Here is a 14,623-nt window from a genome sequence, read left to right on the forward strand (position 1 = left end):
GATCAATACCGTCGTCCTCAACACCAGTACTTGACATAACTATAACCCTATGGTTGAGCTTTAGGGTTTGTTCGAAGTAGGAAGGCATCATGACGCCACCGCACAATTATCTGGCCGTCATCAAAGTCGTCGGCATCGGCGGCGGTGGCGTCAACGCTGTCAACCGCATGATCGAGCAGGGGCTCAAGGGCGTCGAGTTCATCGCCATCAACACCGACGCGCAGGCCCTGCTCATCTCTGATGCCGACGTGAAGCTGGACATCGGCCGCGAGTCGACCCGAGGCCTCGGCGCCGGCGCCAATCCGGATGTCGGCCGCATGGCCGCGGAGGACGCCAAGGACGAGATCGAGGAACTCCTCAAGGGCGCCGACATGGTCTTCGTGACCGCGGGTGAGGGCGGCGGCACCGGCACCGGCGGTGCGCCGGTGGTCGCATCGATCGCCCGCAAGCTCGGCGCGCTGACCGTCGGTGTCGTGACCCGCCCGTTCTCGTTCGAGGGCAAGCGACGTGGCAACCAGGCCGAGGCGGGCATCGCGGCGCTGCGCGAGTCGTGCGACACGCTCATCGTGATCCCCAACGACCGCCTGCTGCACCTGGGCGACGCGCAGGTGAGTCTGATGGACGCCTTCCGCAGTGCCGATGAGGTCCTCCTCAACGGCGTGCAGGGCATCACCGATCTCATCACCACGCCGGGCCTGATCAACGTCGACTTCGCGGATGTGAAGGGCGTGATGAGCGACGCGGGAAGTGCGCTGATGGGCATCGGGGCCTCGCGCGGCGAGGACCGGGCGCGCAAGGCGGCCGAGTCGGCGATCAACTCGCCGCTGCTCGAAGCGTCGATGGAGGGTGCACGCGGTGTGCTGATCTCGATCGCCGGCGGGAGCGACCTCGGTCTGTTCGAGATCAACGATGCGGCTTCGCAGGTGCAGGAAGCGGCACACGAGGACGCCAACATCATCTTCGGCACGGTCATCGACGACAACCTCGGCGACGAGGTTCGAGTGACGGTGATCGCCGCGGGCTTCGACGCCGGCGCACCGTCCAAGCGCCAGCAGGGCGCCCACGCCGCCACGGCGAGCAATGCCGGCGTCGCGCAGGCGCAGGCGGGGGAGACCGCCAAGCCCGATGCGAAGGACCCGCTGTTCGGCACCTCCCGGGAGCGCTCGGGCAACCCGTTCGGCGAGCCGACGCCCCGCCGCAACTCGGTGCGGCTCGACGACGATGACGTCGACGTCCCCGATTTCATGAAGTGATGGCGGCTGACGATTCCTTCGTCGTCCGGCGCGCGGTCACCACGCGCGCCGGCGGCGTCTCCGCGGCACCGTACGACTCTTTCAATCTCGGCGATCACGTGGGCGACGACCCCGCCGCGGTGGCGGCCAACCGGGAGCGGCTGGCCCGGGATCTCGGCGTGGAGCCCGCCCGGGTGGTGTGGATGGAACAACTGCACACGAGGAACGTGACCGTCGTCGACGGACCGGTCGCCGAACCGGTGCCCGCTACCGACGGACTGGTCACCGACCAGCGCGACCTGGTGCTCGCGGTGCTGACCGCGGACTGCGTTCCGGTGCTGCTGAGCGATGACGAGGCGGGGGTGATCGCCGCCGTGCACGCCGGTCGCGTCGGTGCCCGGATCGGTATCGTGCCGGAGGCGTTGCGCGCGATGATCCGGCTGGGAGCGCGGCCGGAACGGATCGGGGCCTTCCTCGGCCCGGCCGCGAGCGGCGAACGGTATGAGGTGCCCGCGGCGATGCAGGCCGATGTGGAACGGCATCTGCCGGGCAGTTCGTGCCGAACCTCCACTGGGACGCCCGGGCTCGACCTGCGTGCGGGTATCCGGCGTCAACTGCTCGAGGCCGGTGTGTCGGCGGTGGCCGTCGACCCGCGCTGCACGATCAGCGACACGTCGCTGTTCAGCCATCGGCGCGGCGCGCCGACCGGCCGCCTGGCTTCAGTGATCTGGATGGACAGCGCCGGAGCGCGGCGGTGACCGACGAGCGGGATCCCCGCTCATCCGAGCTCGCCGACGGACTGGCCGCCACCGCGCGTCGCATCGCGGCCGCCGCGACCGCGGCCGGACGCGATCCGGCCGAGATCGGCCTGCTCGTCGTCACGAAGTACTTCCCGGCCGACGACGTGGTGCGGCTTCTGCGCCTGGGTGTGCGGGAGTTCGGCGAGTCCCGTGAGCCGGAGGCCGGGCGCAAGACGGCGGCGGTCCGTGCGCGGGTGGACGTCGATTTCGCCGTCGACATGATCGGACGGGTGCAGCGCAAGAAGGCAGGCGGTATCGCCCGCTGGGCGCGCCGCGTGCATTCGGTGGACTCCCTCCCACTGATCGAGGCCTTCGACGGCGCATCGGCGCGCGCTCTGGAGGCAGGTGACCGGGACCGGACGCTGGGCCTGTTGCTGCAGGTGAGCCTCGACGGCGATCCGGAGCGCGGCGGTCTGGCCCCGGCGGAACTGGCTCCGGCCGCCGAACGGGTGCTCGCCTCGCCGGACACGCTCAGCCTGGACGGACTGATGGCCATGGCCCCGCTCGGAGCGGACCCCGACGAGGCCATGGAGCGGCTGGCCCGGATCCGCGCGGACTTCCTGCGACGGTTCCCACACGCAGTCGAGCTGTCGGCGGGGATGTCCGGAGATCTCGAAGCGGCGATCGCGCACGGATCGACGTGTGTGCGTGTCGGAACCGCAATTATGGGGACGCGGCCGATAGTCTCGCTTTAGTCACACTGGTCACAACAGAACCACTAGCGATCAGGTGTAGCGCCCATCCACCCGCAATGACTTCACCGTTCAGGAAGGCTCGTAATGACGACGATGCAGAAGTTCAAGGCATATTTCGGCATGGTGCCCCCGAGCGAGTTCGAGGACGACTACCTGGCCGACCCCGAGGACCAGCCGGCCATGTCGGCACGTGAGCGTGCGTACATGGAGAAGTACCGCAGCAACGGGACCCGCGAGGACGCCTTCTACGGCGACGAGCAGTTCCGCGAGCGGGACTACCGGGGCGAATCCCGCTACCGCGAGGCCGACTACCGGGAGCCGGAGTACCGCGAACCGTTCGGAGAGGCCGAGCCGCGCTACCGCGAACCGGCCTACCGCGAGGCGGAGTTCGCCCGTTCGGCCGACGACCGCGCTTTCGCGGTACGCGCCGAGTCGGATCGCCCGTTTGTGGGCGCCCGCCGCTCGCCCGACGTGGAGTCGGTCCGCAGGCTCGAGCCGCTGAATCGTTCGTCCAACGTCACGGTGCGCGGCGCCAACGCCGTCGCGCTCGACCCCCAGGTCGACAACGATCCGCTGTCGGAGAGTGCCATGAAGAAGATCTCGACGCTGCGGCCGGCCGACTACTCGGAGGCCCGCACGATCGGCGAACGGTTCCGCGACGGCAGCCCGGTCATCATGGATCTGGCGGATATGAGCAACGACGAGGCCAAGCGTCTGGTCGACTTCGCCGCCGGCCTCGTCTTCGCGCTTCGCGGTTCGTTCGACAAGGTCGCCACCAAGGTCTTCCTGCTCTCGCCCAACGGTGTGGACGTCAGCCCGGAGGAGCGTCGCCGCATCGCCGAGAGCGGCTTCTACAGTCAGTCCTGAGCCGCAGCTCGTCGTCGTCCGCCGCGCCGCCCCGGTCGTTTCCGGGGCGGCGCGGCGTTCTGCACGGTTATCAGGCACCCTTGAGGGGTGAGCACCTTCCTCTGGATCCTGTACTTCGTACTGTTCTGTTACGTTCTGCTGCTCCTCGGCCGCTTCGTCGTCGAGCTGGTGCAGTCCTTCGCGCGCCGGTGGCGTCCGTCCGGGCCCGGCGTGGTCGTCATCGAATTCGTCTTCACACTGACCGATCCGCCGGTGAAGTTGCTGCGGAGACTGATCCCGCCGCTGTCTCTGGGTCCGGTGCGGCTCGACCTCTCGCTGATGATCGTGCTGATCGTGTTGTCGATCCTGATGCGGGTGGTTCTGGGCTTCGCGATCCACACCACGTGACTTCCACGAATGTGATTAATCGAATAGTCGCTGGTGGTCGGTGTGCAACGCCAATTCTGCTGCCTCAGCGTGTCATTTACGAAGTCCACGGTGACCCGATGATTGGGCCTAGATTCGATTGCGAACGGGTCGCGGGCAGACAACACGCCTTGGTCCTGGTGTGACGAGATGACACGCTAGTTGCGTAGTGGTACTGGTATTAATAGAAACGCGATCAAGATTGGGGCAGTTCGTGTTCGCCTGTGCGGACCTACGTTCCGGCTGACCGTGCCAGAAGACGGCGTGTACGAAATCAACACGCGAAATGACCTAAGGGGAGAGGCAGAAATGCGGCTCACACCAGCTGATGTGCACAACGTCGCGTTCAGCAAACCGCCGATCGGCAAGCGCGGTTACAACGAGGACGAGGTCGATCAATTCCTCGACTTCGTGGAGGCTGAACTCGCACGGCTGATCGACGAGAACAACGACCTGAAGCAGCGCGTCGGCGAACTCGAGACCGAACTCGACGAGGCGCGTTCCGGTGCCCCGGATCGCACTCAGGCGTTCGCGGCCGTCGCGGAGCCTGCTCCCGCGCCCGCACCGGAGCCCGCCGCGGCGCCGGCTCCCGCCGCTGACGAAGAGGCCAGCATGCGTGCGGCACGTGTGCTGGCGCTGGCCCAGGACACCGCAGACCGAGTCACGGGCAGCGCCCGGAGCGAGGCCGAGAGCCTGATGGCCGACGCTCGCCAGCGCTCGGACGCGATGGTGGCCGAGGCGAAGTCGAACGCCGACGCCACGCTCGCCGACGCTCGCCAGCGCAGCGAGGCACTCCTCGCCGATGCACAGACCCGGGCTGAGACCCAGGTGCGCCAGGCGCAGGAACGCGCGGACTTCCTGCAGCGCGACGCGGAGCAGAAGCACACCGAGATCATGACGACCATCAACCAGCAGCGCACGGTGCTGGAAGGCCGCATCGAGCAGCTCAAGACGTTCGAGCGCGAGTACCGCACTCGACTCAAGACGTACTTGGAGTCGCAGCTCGAGGAACTCCAGCAGCGCGGCAGTGCCGCCCCGGTGGAGAACGGACAGGCGAGTTATGCCGCTGAGGGCGGATACTCGCAGAGCTGATCTGGGGCTGACACCGACGTGTACACGCACATCTTCCCCGAACCGACGAGGGTGACATGCTGAGCCTTGCGCTGGCCGCCACCCTCGTCGGTTTCGGCCTTCTGGTGGTCGCACTGGTGACCAGTAATCTCCCGCTCGCGATCGCCTGCGTGGCGGTCTGCGTCGTCGGCCTGATCCTTCTGGTCATCGACACACTGCGGGCCACCCGGCGCGGTGGCGCCGGCGCCGAGGACGAGCCCTTGTTCACGATCCGCGGGCGTGAATCCGCGGCGCGCGAGGAGCCCCTCGACGCCGAGGACGAGGGTCCGGCTCGTGAGCACGTGCCCGTCGACTCGGGCGATGTCGGCGGCGGCGAGTCGGCGGGTCTCGGTTCGATCGTCTCGGCCACACCCGAACCCGTCTCGGAAGTGCCCACCGATCCGGGCAACGGCGAACTGTCCGCTCTGTCGGGCGGATTCTCCGCTCCGCAGCCGGGTGCGGAGCGCGCTCCCGAGGGCGCCGGAGACGTCAACGACTACCTCCGCTCGACGGGGTCGTTCCCCGTGCAGTCGGCGAGCGGGCCGCGCACGGGACCGCAGCCGGTTCCGCAGGGGCCTGCGCAGACTCCGCAGCAGCCGGCGCCGTCGGCAGCAGCGGAGAGCGGCGCACCGGAGACGAGTGCACCGCAGGCGGACGCGCTGCCGGAGACATATGTCGGGCGGCGGCGTCTGGCCGGCGATCCGACGGACGACATCGTGGTGCGGTCGTCGGACCCCGAGTTGCCGGCCATGCAGTTCGTCTGGGACGACACCGAGGACGATGGCGGGCGGTCACCGAAGAGCGACCCTTCCGACGACTGAGCCACCGCCCGAGCAGACCTCCCGGCCCGGTGCGGTCGGGCCCCGTGCAGTAGACTGATTGTTCGCAGCGACGACCCGGCAATCACCGGTGAGCTCCCGGAAGAACGGACCCGCTGGGTCTCAGTAGAACCGGGCGGGTGCGGCCCGACACAGCCGTCACGATGAGAGGCACGCCCCTCGGGCGTGCAAGCGGGGTGGTACCGCGCGCAGACCGTGAACTCAGGCGAGTCCACACAGTCGCGTCCCCGTGCCCACAGGGCCGACGAGAGCGTCGGCGAAGACCAGGTACGAGGAGCAGCGCGTGAGCGACACGACCCCCGAATCACAGCAGAGCACCACGGCGCGCGCCTACCCGATCGTCGATCTGACCGACGGAACCGGGCGGGGAGCGCCGTCGTTTCCCCAGGTCGAGGAGACCGTCCTGCAGTACTGGGCGGAGGACGACACCTTCAAGGCGTCGATCGCCAATCGCGAGGACGCACCGGAGTTCGTGTTCTACGACGGTCCGCCCTTCGCCAACGGACTTCCGCACTACGGCCACCTGCTCACCGGTTACGTCAAAGACGTGATCCCGCGGTACCAGACGATGCGCGGTAAGAAGGTCGACCGCCGATTCGGCTGGGACACCCACGGTCTGCCCGCCGAACTCGAGGCCGAGCGGCAACTCGGGATCACCGATAAATCGGAGATCGAGACGATGGGCGTCGACAAGTTCAACGAATACTGCCGCGACTCGGTTCTCCGCTACACGGGCGAGTGGCGCGACTACGTCACCCGGCAGGCCCGCTGGGTCGACTTCGAGAACGACTACAAGACGCTCGATCTGGACTTCATGGAGTCGGTCATGTGGGCCTTCAAGCGCCTGCACGACAAGGGCCTGGTGTACCAGGGATACCGCGTGCTCCCGTACTCCTGGTACGAGCAGACGCCGCTGAGCAACCAGGAGTCCAAGCTCGACGACGCCTACCGCATGCGCCAGGATCCGGCGGTCACCGTGACGATGCCGCTCTCCGCGCCGGGATCACCGCTCGACGGCGTCAACGCGCTGATCTGGACGACGACGCCGTGGACCCTTCCGTCGAACCTGGCGATCGCGGTACATCCCGAGACCGAGTACTCGCATGTGCGGACCGCCGACGGCGACGAGTACCTGCTGGCCTCGGCTCTTGTCGGTGCGTACGCGAAGGAACTCGGCGAACCGGAGACGGTCGGGGTGTACCTCGGCAAGGAACTGGCGGGGCTGAGTTACCGACCGCCGTTCGACTTCTTCCTCGGCCACCCCGCCTCGCACGTGGTGCTGCTGGCCGACTACGTCACCACCGACAGCGGCACCGGCGTCGTCCATCTCGCGCCGGCCTTCGGTGAGGAGGACATGGACGTCGCGACCGCCAACGGCATCGAGGTGGTGCAGCCGCTCGATCCGGGCGGCCGTTTCACCGATCTGGTGCCGCCGTACCAGGGCCAGATGGTCTTCGACGCCAACCCGAACATCATCAGAGATCTCAAGGCGGCGGGCCGCATCCTTCGGCACGAGACCATCGAGCACTCCTACCCGCACTCGTGGCGGTCGGGCCAGCCGCTGATCTACATGGCCGTGCCGTCGTGGTTCGTCGCCGTCACCGAGATCAAGGACCGGATGCTGGAGTTGAACCAGCAGATCACCTGGTCGCCGGCCCACATCCGGGACGGGCAGTTCGGCAAGTGGCTCGCCGGAGCCAAGGACTGGAACATCAGCCGCAACCGCTTCTGGGGAGCGCCGATCCCGGTATGGGTCTCCGACGATCCGGCGTACCCGCGGGTTGACGTCTACGGCAGTCTCGACGAGCTCGAGCGCGACTTCGGGGTGCGGCCGGAGAACCTGCACCGGCCCCACATCGACGAACTGACCCGGCCGAATCCCGACGATCCGACCGGGCGTTCGACGATGCGACGCGTGCCGGAGGTCCTGGACTGCTGGTTCGAGTCCGGGTCGATGCCGTACGCGCAGGTGCATTACCCGTTCGAGAACACCGAGTGGTTCGACGGCGGCGGCGATCAGCTGGCGCACAATCCGGGCGACTTCATCGTCGAGTACAACGGACAGACCCGCGGCTGGTTCTACAACCTGCACGTGCTGGCCACCGCCCTCTTCGACCGCCCCGCGTTCAAAACGGTGGCCGCACACGGCATCGTGCTCGGCGATGACGGTCAGAAGATGAGCAAGTCCAAGCGCAACTACCCCGACGTCAACGAGGTATTCGACCGCGACGGCTCCGATGCGATGCGCTGGTTCCTGATGGCCTCGCCGATCCTGCGCGGCGGCAACCTGGTGGTCACCGAGCGCGGCATCCGCGAGGGAGTGCGCCAGGCTCTGCTGCCGATGTGGAACGCATACAGCTTCCTGCAGCTGTACGCGGAGCGCCCGGCCACGTGGCGCACCGATTCGCAGCACGTCCTCGACCGCTACATCCTCGCCAAACTGGCCCAGACGCGCGACGAGATGACCGCGGCGCTCGACGTCTACGACATCGCCGGCGCCTGCGAGAGTTTCCGCGAGTTCTGCCAGTCGCTGACCAACTGGTACGTGCGGCGGTCGCGGGCCCGGTTCTGGGCGGGCCAGGACACCGACCCCGACGCCTTCGACACGCTGTACACGGTGCTGGAGGTGGCGGGCCGGCTCGCCGCACCGCTGCTTCCGCTGGCCACCGAGGCGATGTGGCGGGGATTGACCGGTGAACGGTCGGTGCACCTGACCGACTGGCCGGCCGAGGACGAGCTGCCCTCCGATACGGAACTGGTGGCGGCCATGGATCAGGTGCAGACCGTGTGCTCGGTCGCGTCGAGTGTCCGCAAGGCCAACAAGCTGCGCGTCCGTCTCCCGCTTCCGGCGCTGACCGTCGCCGCGCCCGCGGCCGAACGGATGGCGCCGTACACCGATCTGATCGCCGACGAGATGAACGTCAAGCAGGTCGTGCTCTCGACCGACGTCGACGCCGTCGGCCGCGTGGAGGTGGCCGTGAACGCACGAGCGGCCGGGCCGCGGATCGGCAAGGACGTCCAGCGCGCGATCAAGGCGGTGAAGTCGGGCGACTGGGAGTTCGGCACCGATCCGGAGACCGGCGAACAGACCGTCGTCGCCGACGGGATCGTCCTGAAGGGCGAGGAGTTCTCACGGAAGCTGGTCGCCGTCGCACCCGATTCGACCGCCGAGATGCCGGGCGGGGCGGGTCTGGTGGTCCTCGACACGGCGGTGACGCCCGCACTCGAAGCCGAGGGCTGGGCGAAGGACCGGGTCCGCGAACTGCAGGACGCGCGCCGCAACCTCGGGCTGGAGATCTCCGACCGCATCTCGGTGCGCCTGGCGGTGCCCGAGGAGCGGGTGGAGACCGCGAGGCGTCATTCGGACATGATCGCCGGCGAGGTGTTGGCGACCGCGTTCGACGTGACCTCGGACCGACCGGGGGCGATCGAACTCGGAGACGGCGTCACCGCCGACATCGAGAAGGCGTAGTCGCCGCTCGGCTCACGCGCCGAGCGCGGTCATCTCCGGGAACCTGGGCGAGAGGTCGTCGCCGCTGGAGGTGCCGCGCAGGCGTCTGCCGATCCACGGCACGGCGAACTCCCTGATCCAACGCCGGTTCTCGGCGCGCCGGCGGGCGGGCGACAGGTCGGGGAGCGGGGCCTGCTCCAGCGGCCGGAGGCCGTGCTCGACGCCGAGCGCGTCGAGCACGGCGATCGCCATGCGCTGATGGCCCGCGGCCGACATGTGCAGCCGATCGAAGTCCCAGAGGCGGACGTCGCGGTAGTCGTCGATCCGCCAGAAGTCGACGATGGTGGCGCCGTGGCGGTCGGCGATCTCGCGGACGCCCTCGTTGTAGATCGCGAAGCGCCCGCGAAGGGCGCTGAAGAGGGGCCAGCCGCCCGGATCGTGCGCGGTGAACAGCACGAGTCGCGCACCGGACTCGGTCAGTCGCGCCACGGCGGCGTCGTACGTCGAGAGCAGGGCGTCGATGTCGACCTTGGGCCGGAGGATGTCGTTGCCGCCGGCGTAGAGGGTGATCAGATCCGGGTCGAGTGCGAGCGCCGGCTCCACCTGTTCGGCCACGATCGGCTCGAGCTTGCGACCGCGGATGGCGAGGTTGGCGTACTCGGCGCCGGGCTCGAGCCGCGCCAACTCGGCCGCCACCCGGTCCGCCCAGCCGCGGACTCCGTTCGGCCGCTGCGGGTCGTGGTCCCCGACTCCTTCGGTGAAGGAGTCGCCCAATGCTGCATATCGAAGGAAAGGCACGTCTGCCGAGAGTACGCCCGCGGGGCCGGCGATAGAATCGGGCCATGAGCGGCGACGATCTCGAGCGACTCCAGCGCTGGGAGGACAACGGCGCGCAGTGGGAGGTCGTGTCGCTGCGGCCGGACTCGGCGACCATCGCGCTGCTGCGCTGCGACGCGGGTGAAGAGGTCGACCGCTTCGTCACCACCGATCCCCGAGTGCTGGCCCTGTGCCGCCGTCCCCGTGACTGACTCCGCACCCGGCACCGCCGGCGGGGAGCGCAGCGCGCGCTGGGTGCTGCACATCGACATGGATGCCTTCTTCGCGTCGGTGGAGCAGCTCACGCGGCCGACCCTGGCCGGGCGTCCGGTGCTCGTCGGCGGCACCGGTGGCCGCGGCGTGGTGGCCGGAGCCAGCTACGAGTCGCGGACGTTTGGTGCCCGTTCGGCGATGCCGATGCATCAGGCGCGGCGGCTGGTCGGCGGCTCCGCGGTGGTGGTTCCGCCGCGCGGATCGGTGTACTCGGTGGTGAGCCGCCGCGTCTTCGGACTCGTGAGAACCTTCGTCCCGGTCATCGAGACGCTCTCGTTCGACGAGGCGTTCGGCGAACCGCAGGAGCTCGCGGGCGCCACCGCCGCCGACGCGCTCGACTTCGCCCACCGGCTGCGCGCCGCGATCCGGGAGGAGACGGGGCTGCCCGCTTCGGTGGGCTTCGGCTCGGGCAAACAGATCGCCAAGATCGCCTCCGGAATGGCCAAACCCGATGGGGCCAAGGTGATTCCGCCGTCCACGGAATTGGACTTCCTGCAAGCGCTGCCGGTGCGCAAGCTGTGGGGGATCGGCCCGGTGACCGGAGACCGACTGGCTCGGCTGGGAGTGGAGACCATCGGCGACCTGGCAGCGCTCTCGGATGTCGAGGTCGCCTCGGTCCTCGGCGCCACCGCGGGACCGTCGCTGCACCGGCTCGCGCGCGGGATCGACGATCGCCCGGTGACCGAGCGGGCGGAGGCGAAGCAGATCAGCGCCGAATCGACCTTCGCGGTCGACATCGTGCGCGCGGCCGAACTCCGGGCGGCCGTCTCGGGCGCGGCGTCGCATGCGCATCGACGGCTGCTGGCGGACGGCCGCGGCGCGCGGACCGTGGTGGTGAAGTTGCGCCGCTCCGACATGTCGATCCTGACCCGCTCGACCACTCTGCCCGCGCCGACGACCGACCTCGATGCGCTGACCGCGGCGGCGCACCGGGTGATGCTCGATCCCTTGGAGGTGGGGCCGATCCGCCTGGTCGGCGTCGGATACTCCGGGTTGTCGGACACTCACCAGGAGACGCTGTTTCCCGATCTCGGTGACCTCGGTGACTCCGCGTCGCCCTCCGGCACGGGGGCTGCGGCCACTGGTGCGCCCGGCGTCCCGGACGAGGACACCGCCGCCGAACCCGTCGTCGACTGGCCCACCGGTACCGACGTCTCGCATCCCGATCACGGCCACGGATGGGTGCAGGGCGGGGGTCACGGCTTCGTGACCGTCCGGTTCGAGACGCGCGCGACCGGTCCGGGCCGCGCGCAGACCTTCCGACTGCCCGAGCCGAGACTGACGCGGGCGGACCCGCTCGACAGCCTCGCCTGGGACGAGGTCGCCGAATCGGGGGATCCGGACTAGACAGTACAGCTGGGGCTGTGCGGTCAGGGGGACGACGCCGCGAAGAAGGCGGCGATCGCGTCGGCGTCGGCGCCGCGGGAGAGCAGGGCGATGAGGGCCATCCGCGCCTGCGGCGCCCGCAGCCACGGGGAGAAGATCGCGCCGGCCCGGACGAGATCGACGCCGCCGCCACCACCACCGTAGGTCGGCTCCACCGGGCCGTACGGGACCCGGGTCGACACGACCACCGCCACGTCGCGCTGCACCGCGAGATTCACCTCGGCGGTGATGTCGGGATGGGTGTTGCCAGAGCCGGTCGCCGACAGCACGATGCCCGCCGCCCGCTGGGCGACCGCCGACGCGATGGTGCCGGGTGAGACGCCGGGGTAGAGCGCGAGCAGGTCGACACGGGCCGGCCTGCCCTCGGGAAGAGTGTCCGAGACCAGCGGTCGCGGCAGGTCGGGATGGACGGTGTCGAATGCGGTGACCTCGGTGGTCGAGGTCTTGAACACGCCGCGCGCGCCGAGAACCCGGCCGCCGATCGCCACCAGCACACCGCGTCCGCGCGAGTCCGCGTCGGCCGCCAGCGCCACCGCGGCGGCGATGTTGGCCGGACCGTCGGAGAGCGGGTGATCGGCCGGGAACTGCGCGCCGGTGAACACCACCGGGCGGGGGTCGGCGGCGAAGACGTCCGCCAAGTAGGCGGTCTCCTCGAGAGTGTCGGTTCCATGCGTCACCACCACTCCGGCGACCGCGGGATCGGCGAAGGCCTCGGCGATCGCTGCGACGATTGCGAACTGGTCGCGGACGGTCATCGCCGACGAGTCCTTGGCCATCAGCTCGACGGGTGCGACCCGGACGTCGTCGGCGGTCGCCGGGACGAGGTCGGCCGCGTGCAGGACCGGCACGGCCCCGTCGTCGGTGGTCTGCGAGGCGGCGGTGCCGCCAGTGGTGATCATCACGACCTGACGTGTGCTCATGGTCTCGATTCTTGCATCCCGCGTCGATCGTGTCTGCAGCTCGCGGTGGGGCTGGCGAGACAGATGAGACCAAGCTGAGAAGTCACCCGATACCGGCCTGAGCGAGTGTGCGGATCGCGGGCTCTTTGGCATAGTGGTCTGAGTTCGGGTCTGGGAGGGCCCGCTGGAATCCGACCCCAATGTGAGGACTACTTCGGTGAACATTCGCAGAATCGTGACCGGTGCCGTGCTTGCCGGCGCCATCGCCGCGACCGCGGCGTGCGGCGGCAACGACAACTCCGACGCTCCGCCCGTGCCCAGTGCCACCACGTCCAGCGCCGCGGCCACGAGCAGTGCGGCCACCGGCACCGAGGCCGAGATGACGAACCCGAACAAGGTTCCCGGCGTCGCCGCACTCAACGACATGCTTCAGAAGGCGCTCGATCCGAATATCAAGCCGGCGGCCAAGACCGACCTGGTCGAGGGCTCCGAGGTGGACCCGAACCTCTTCACGCAGCTGGTGAAGGCCAAGAAGGAGAACCCGGACGTCACCTACGAGATCAAGAAGCCGATCCTGAAGGCCGGGCCCAACCGAGCCAAGGTGAAGGTCGAGGTGAAGCTGCCGAACAACCCGCCGACCAAGATCGACGCGTCGATCGTCTTCGACAACGGCCGCTGGAAGCTCTCCAAGGAGACCGTCTGCCCGCTGCTGAGCCAGACCGACGTGCAGTCGCCGCTGTGCGTTTCGCCGTCGAGCAAGGCCAAGAGCGCGACCTCGAGCAAGAAGGCCGCGGGCTGATTCCGGTCAGCCGCTGACCGGAGCACATCCATTCGCCCTCGCCAGGCGTGGAGTCATTCCGACTTCCGCCAGGTGAGGGTGAATTCGTTCTGCTGCAGGATGGGCCGGTTGGGGTCGTCGCCGGTCAGTTCGCGGCCGCCCTTCATCGTGAGGTCGCCCGAGACCGGCAGCAGCGAGCGGAGATCGACCGTCAACGAGCCCGAGCCGCTCATCGAGAACTTCGCGATGTGCAGCTTCGCGTCGGACCCCGGGATAGAGAAGACCGAGTCGACCGGTGTCTCGTCGACCCGCACGTCGAGTTTGAGGATGTCGCCTTCGCGAGCGGTCAGTGTCACGGTCATGGTCTGGGTGACCGTCGCGGCCGCGGACACCGTCCGCAGCGACTGCCATCGGGCACCCGGGGCCACCGGGGTGGTCGGCACCGGCACCGCGTAGTCGAGCGCCCCGACGAGCGACTGCTCCAGCGCGCTGCGTGCGGGTGACTCGGACGATTCGTCGGGCTTGAGGCGCAGCCGGGTGGGCACCAGGCCCGGGGCGTACGAGATGCCGCCCGTGGATCCGTCGAGCGCGCCGAGCAGGCCGTCGAGAGCGGTGTCCTTGCTGGTGGGCGTTCCGATGGAGAACTCGAGACTGCTCGGATCGTCGCACACGGCGCGCGCGGTGATCGGAGTGACGAGTTGCTGCTCGGTCTTCTGCACCTGATTGGTGTTCTCCGTGCGCGAGGTCGGTGCCACGCTCGCCTCGAGCGACGAGGTCTCCAGCGTGACCCGCTGGGCGGCATCGGTCCTCGGCGAGACGGTGAGCGGCTGCGCCGGACCCTCGCCGGGGGAGAGGACGGTCACCTCGGCGTCGGGCACGGTGATCGACCGCGCGCCGTCGGACTTGCTGGCCGGCGTCGTGGCACACGGACCGTCGCCGGAGGCGTCGTTCGAAGACGAACACGCCGCGGCGCCGGACGCCAGAACGACCGCCGCGGCGGCCATGCCGACGGCGCGGCGGGCAGTGGTGGAACGCGGGGAAACCGGAGACGAGACAGTCACCCGAGCCAGAG

14 protein-coding genes are annotated in these 14,623 nt (G+C 69.0%); 11 read left to right on the plus strand and 3 right to left on the minus strand.

What is annotated here, in order from left to right:
- Positions 1–89 precede the first annotated feature (89 nt).
- The 8 genes from ftsZ (at position 90) to ileS (ending at position 9,420) form a co-directional block, all read left to right on the plus strand.
- The gene (gene ftsZ / locus ABFX36_RS09625; RefSeq protein ID WP_006895332.1) at positions 90–1,253 is read left to right on the plus strand and encodes a cell division protein FtsZ; all 1,164 of its coding nucleotides are present in this window, start codon (positions 90–92) and stop codon (positions 1,251–1,253) included.
- Positions 1,253–1,990: a peptidoglycan editing factor PgeF gene (gene pgeF / locus ABFX36_RS09630; RefSeq protein WP_006895333.1), complete on the plus strand. Its 738-nt coding sequence runs from the start codon at positions 1,253–1,255 to the stop codon at positions 1,988–1,990. The genes ftsZ and pgeF overlap by 1 nt, the downstream gene beginning before the upstream one ends.
- Positions 1,987–2,727: a YggS family pyridoxal phosphate-dependent enzyme gene (locus ABFX36_RS09635; RefSeq protein WP_006895334.1), complete on the plus strand. Its 741-nt coding sequence runs from the start codon at positions 1,987–1,989 to the stop codon at positions 2,725–2,727. Before pgeF ends, ABFX36_RS09635 begins: the two co-directional genes overlap by 4 nt.
- Before the next feature lie 84 nt (positions 2,728–2,811).
- On the plus strand, positions 2,812–3,594 hold the full coding sequence (locus ABFX36_RS09640) for a cell division protein SepF (RefSeq protein WP_006895335.1): 783 nt from the start codon (positions 2,812–2,814) through the stop codon (positions 3,592–3,594).
- Between the two features lie 87 nt (positions 3,595–3,681).
- Positions 3,682–3,981, plus strand: coding sequence for a YggT family protein (locus ABFX36_RS09645; protein WP_006895336.1), 300 nt, complete (start codon positions 3,682–3,684; stop codon positions 3,979–3,981).
- A 327-nt stretch (positions 3,982–4,308) separates the two neighbouring features.
- Positions 4,309–5,091: a DivIVA-like cell division protein Wag31 gene (gene wag31, locus ABFX36_RS09650; protein ID WP_006895337.1), complete on the plus strand. Its 783-nt coding sequence runs from the start codon at positions 4,309–4,311 to the stop codon at positions 5,089–5,091.
- Between the two features lie 56 nt (positions 5,092–5,147).
- The gene (locus ABFX36_RS09655) at positions 5,148–5,930 is read left to right on the plus strand and encodes a hypothetical protein (protein ID WP_346076101.1); all 783 of its coding nucleotides are present in this window, start codon (positions 5,148–5,150) and stop codon (positions 5,928–5,930) included.
- Between the two features lie 301 nt (positions 5,931–6,231).
- Positions 6,232–9,420 (plus strand): isoleucine--tRNA ligase, encoded by a 3,189-nt coding sequence (gene ileS, locus ABFX36_RS09660; RefSeq protein ID WP_062366730.1) that lies wholly within the window; start codon positions 6,232–6,234, stop codon positions 9,418–9,420.
- A gap of 12 nt (positions 9,421–9,432) precedes the next feature.
- Here the strand turns inward: ileS and ABFX36_RS09665 are convergent, their stop codons facing one another.
- Positions 9,433–10,197 (minus strand): SGNH/GDSL hydrolase family protein, encoded by a 765-nt coding sequence (locus ABFX36_RS09665; protein ID WP_039866949.1) that lies wholly within the window; start codon positions 10,195–10,197, stop codon positions 9,433–9,435.
- Between the two features lie 44 nt (positions 10,198–10,241).
- On the opposite strand from ABFX36_RS09665, the gene ABFX36_RS09670 reads away from it, so the two are divergent.
- Both ABFX36_RS09670 and ABFX36_RS09675 read left to right on the plus strand, forming a co-directional pair.
- Positions 10,242–10,427, plus strand: coding sequence for a hypothetical protein (locus ABFX36_RS09670; protein WP_006895341.1), 186 nt, complete (start codon positions 10,242–10,244; stop codon positions 10,425–10,427).
- A 58-nt stretch (positions 10,428–10,485) separates the two neighbouring features.
- Entirely contained in the window at positions 10,486–11,835 is a 1,350-nt protein-coding gene (locus tag ABFX36_RS09675) for a DNA polymerase IV (RefSeq protein ID WP_045537446.1), read from the plus strand.
- A gap of 23 nt (positions 11,836–11,858) precedes the next feature.
- On the opposite strand, the gene ABFX36_RS09680 is transcribed toward ABFX36_RS09675, so the two are convergent.
- Positions 11,859–12,794 (minus strand): asparaginase, encoded by a 936-nt coding sequence (locus ABFX36_RS09680; RefSeq protein WP_006895343.1) that lies wholly within the window; start codon positions 12,792–12,794, stop codon positions 11,859–11,861.
- Positions 12,795–12,990: 196 nt separating this feature from the next.
- On the opposite strand from ABFX36_RS09680, the gene ABFX36_RS09685 reads away from it, so the two are divergent.
- Entirely contained in the window at positions 12,991–13,572 is a 582-nt protein-coding gene (locus ABFX36_RS09685) for a WKL family lipoprotein (RefSeq protein ID WP_006895344.1), read from the plus strand.
- Between the two features lie 53 nt (positions 13,573–13,625).
- Here ABFX36_RS09685 and ABFX36_RS09690 read toward each other — a convergent pair whose 3' ends face one another.
- On the minus strand, positions 13,626–14,612 hold the full coding sequence (locus tag ABFX36_RS09690; protein ID WP_006895345.1) for a hypothetical protein: 987 nt from the start codon (positions 14,610–14,612) through the stop codon (positions 13,626–13,628).
- Between the last annotated feature and the right edge of the window lie 11 nt (positions 14,613–14,623).

Source organism: Gordonia cholesterolivorans (genome assembly GCF_039531975.1).
Lineage (GTDB): Bacteria > Actinomycetota > Actinomycetes > Mycobacteriales > Mycobacteriaceae > Gordonia > Gordonia sihwensis.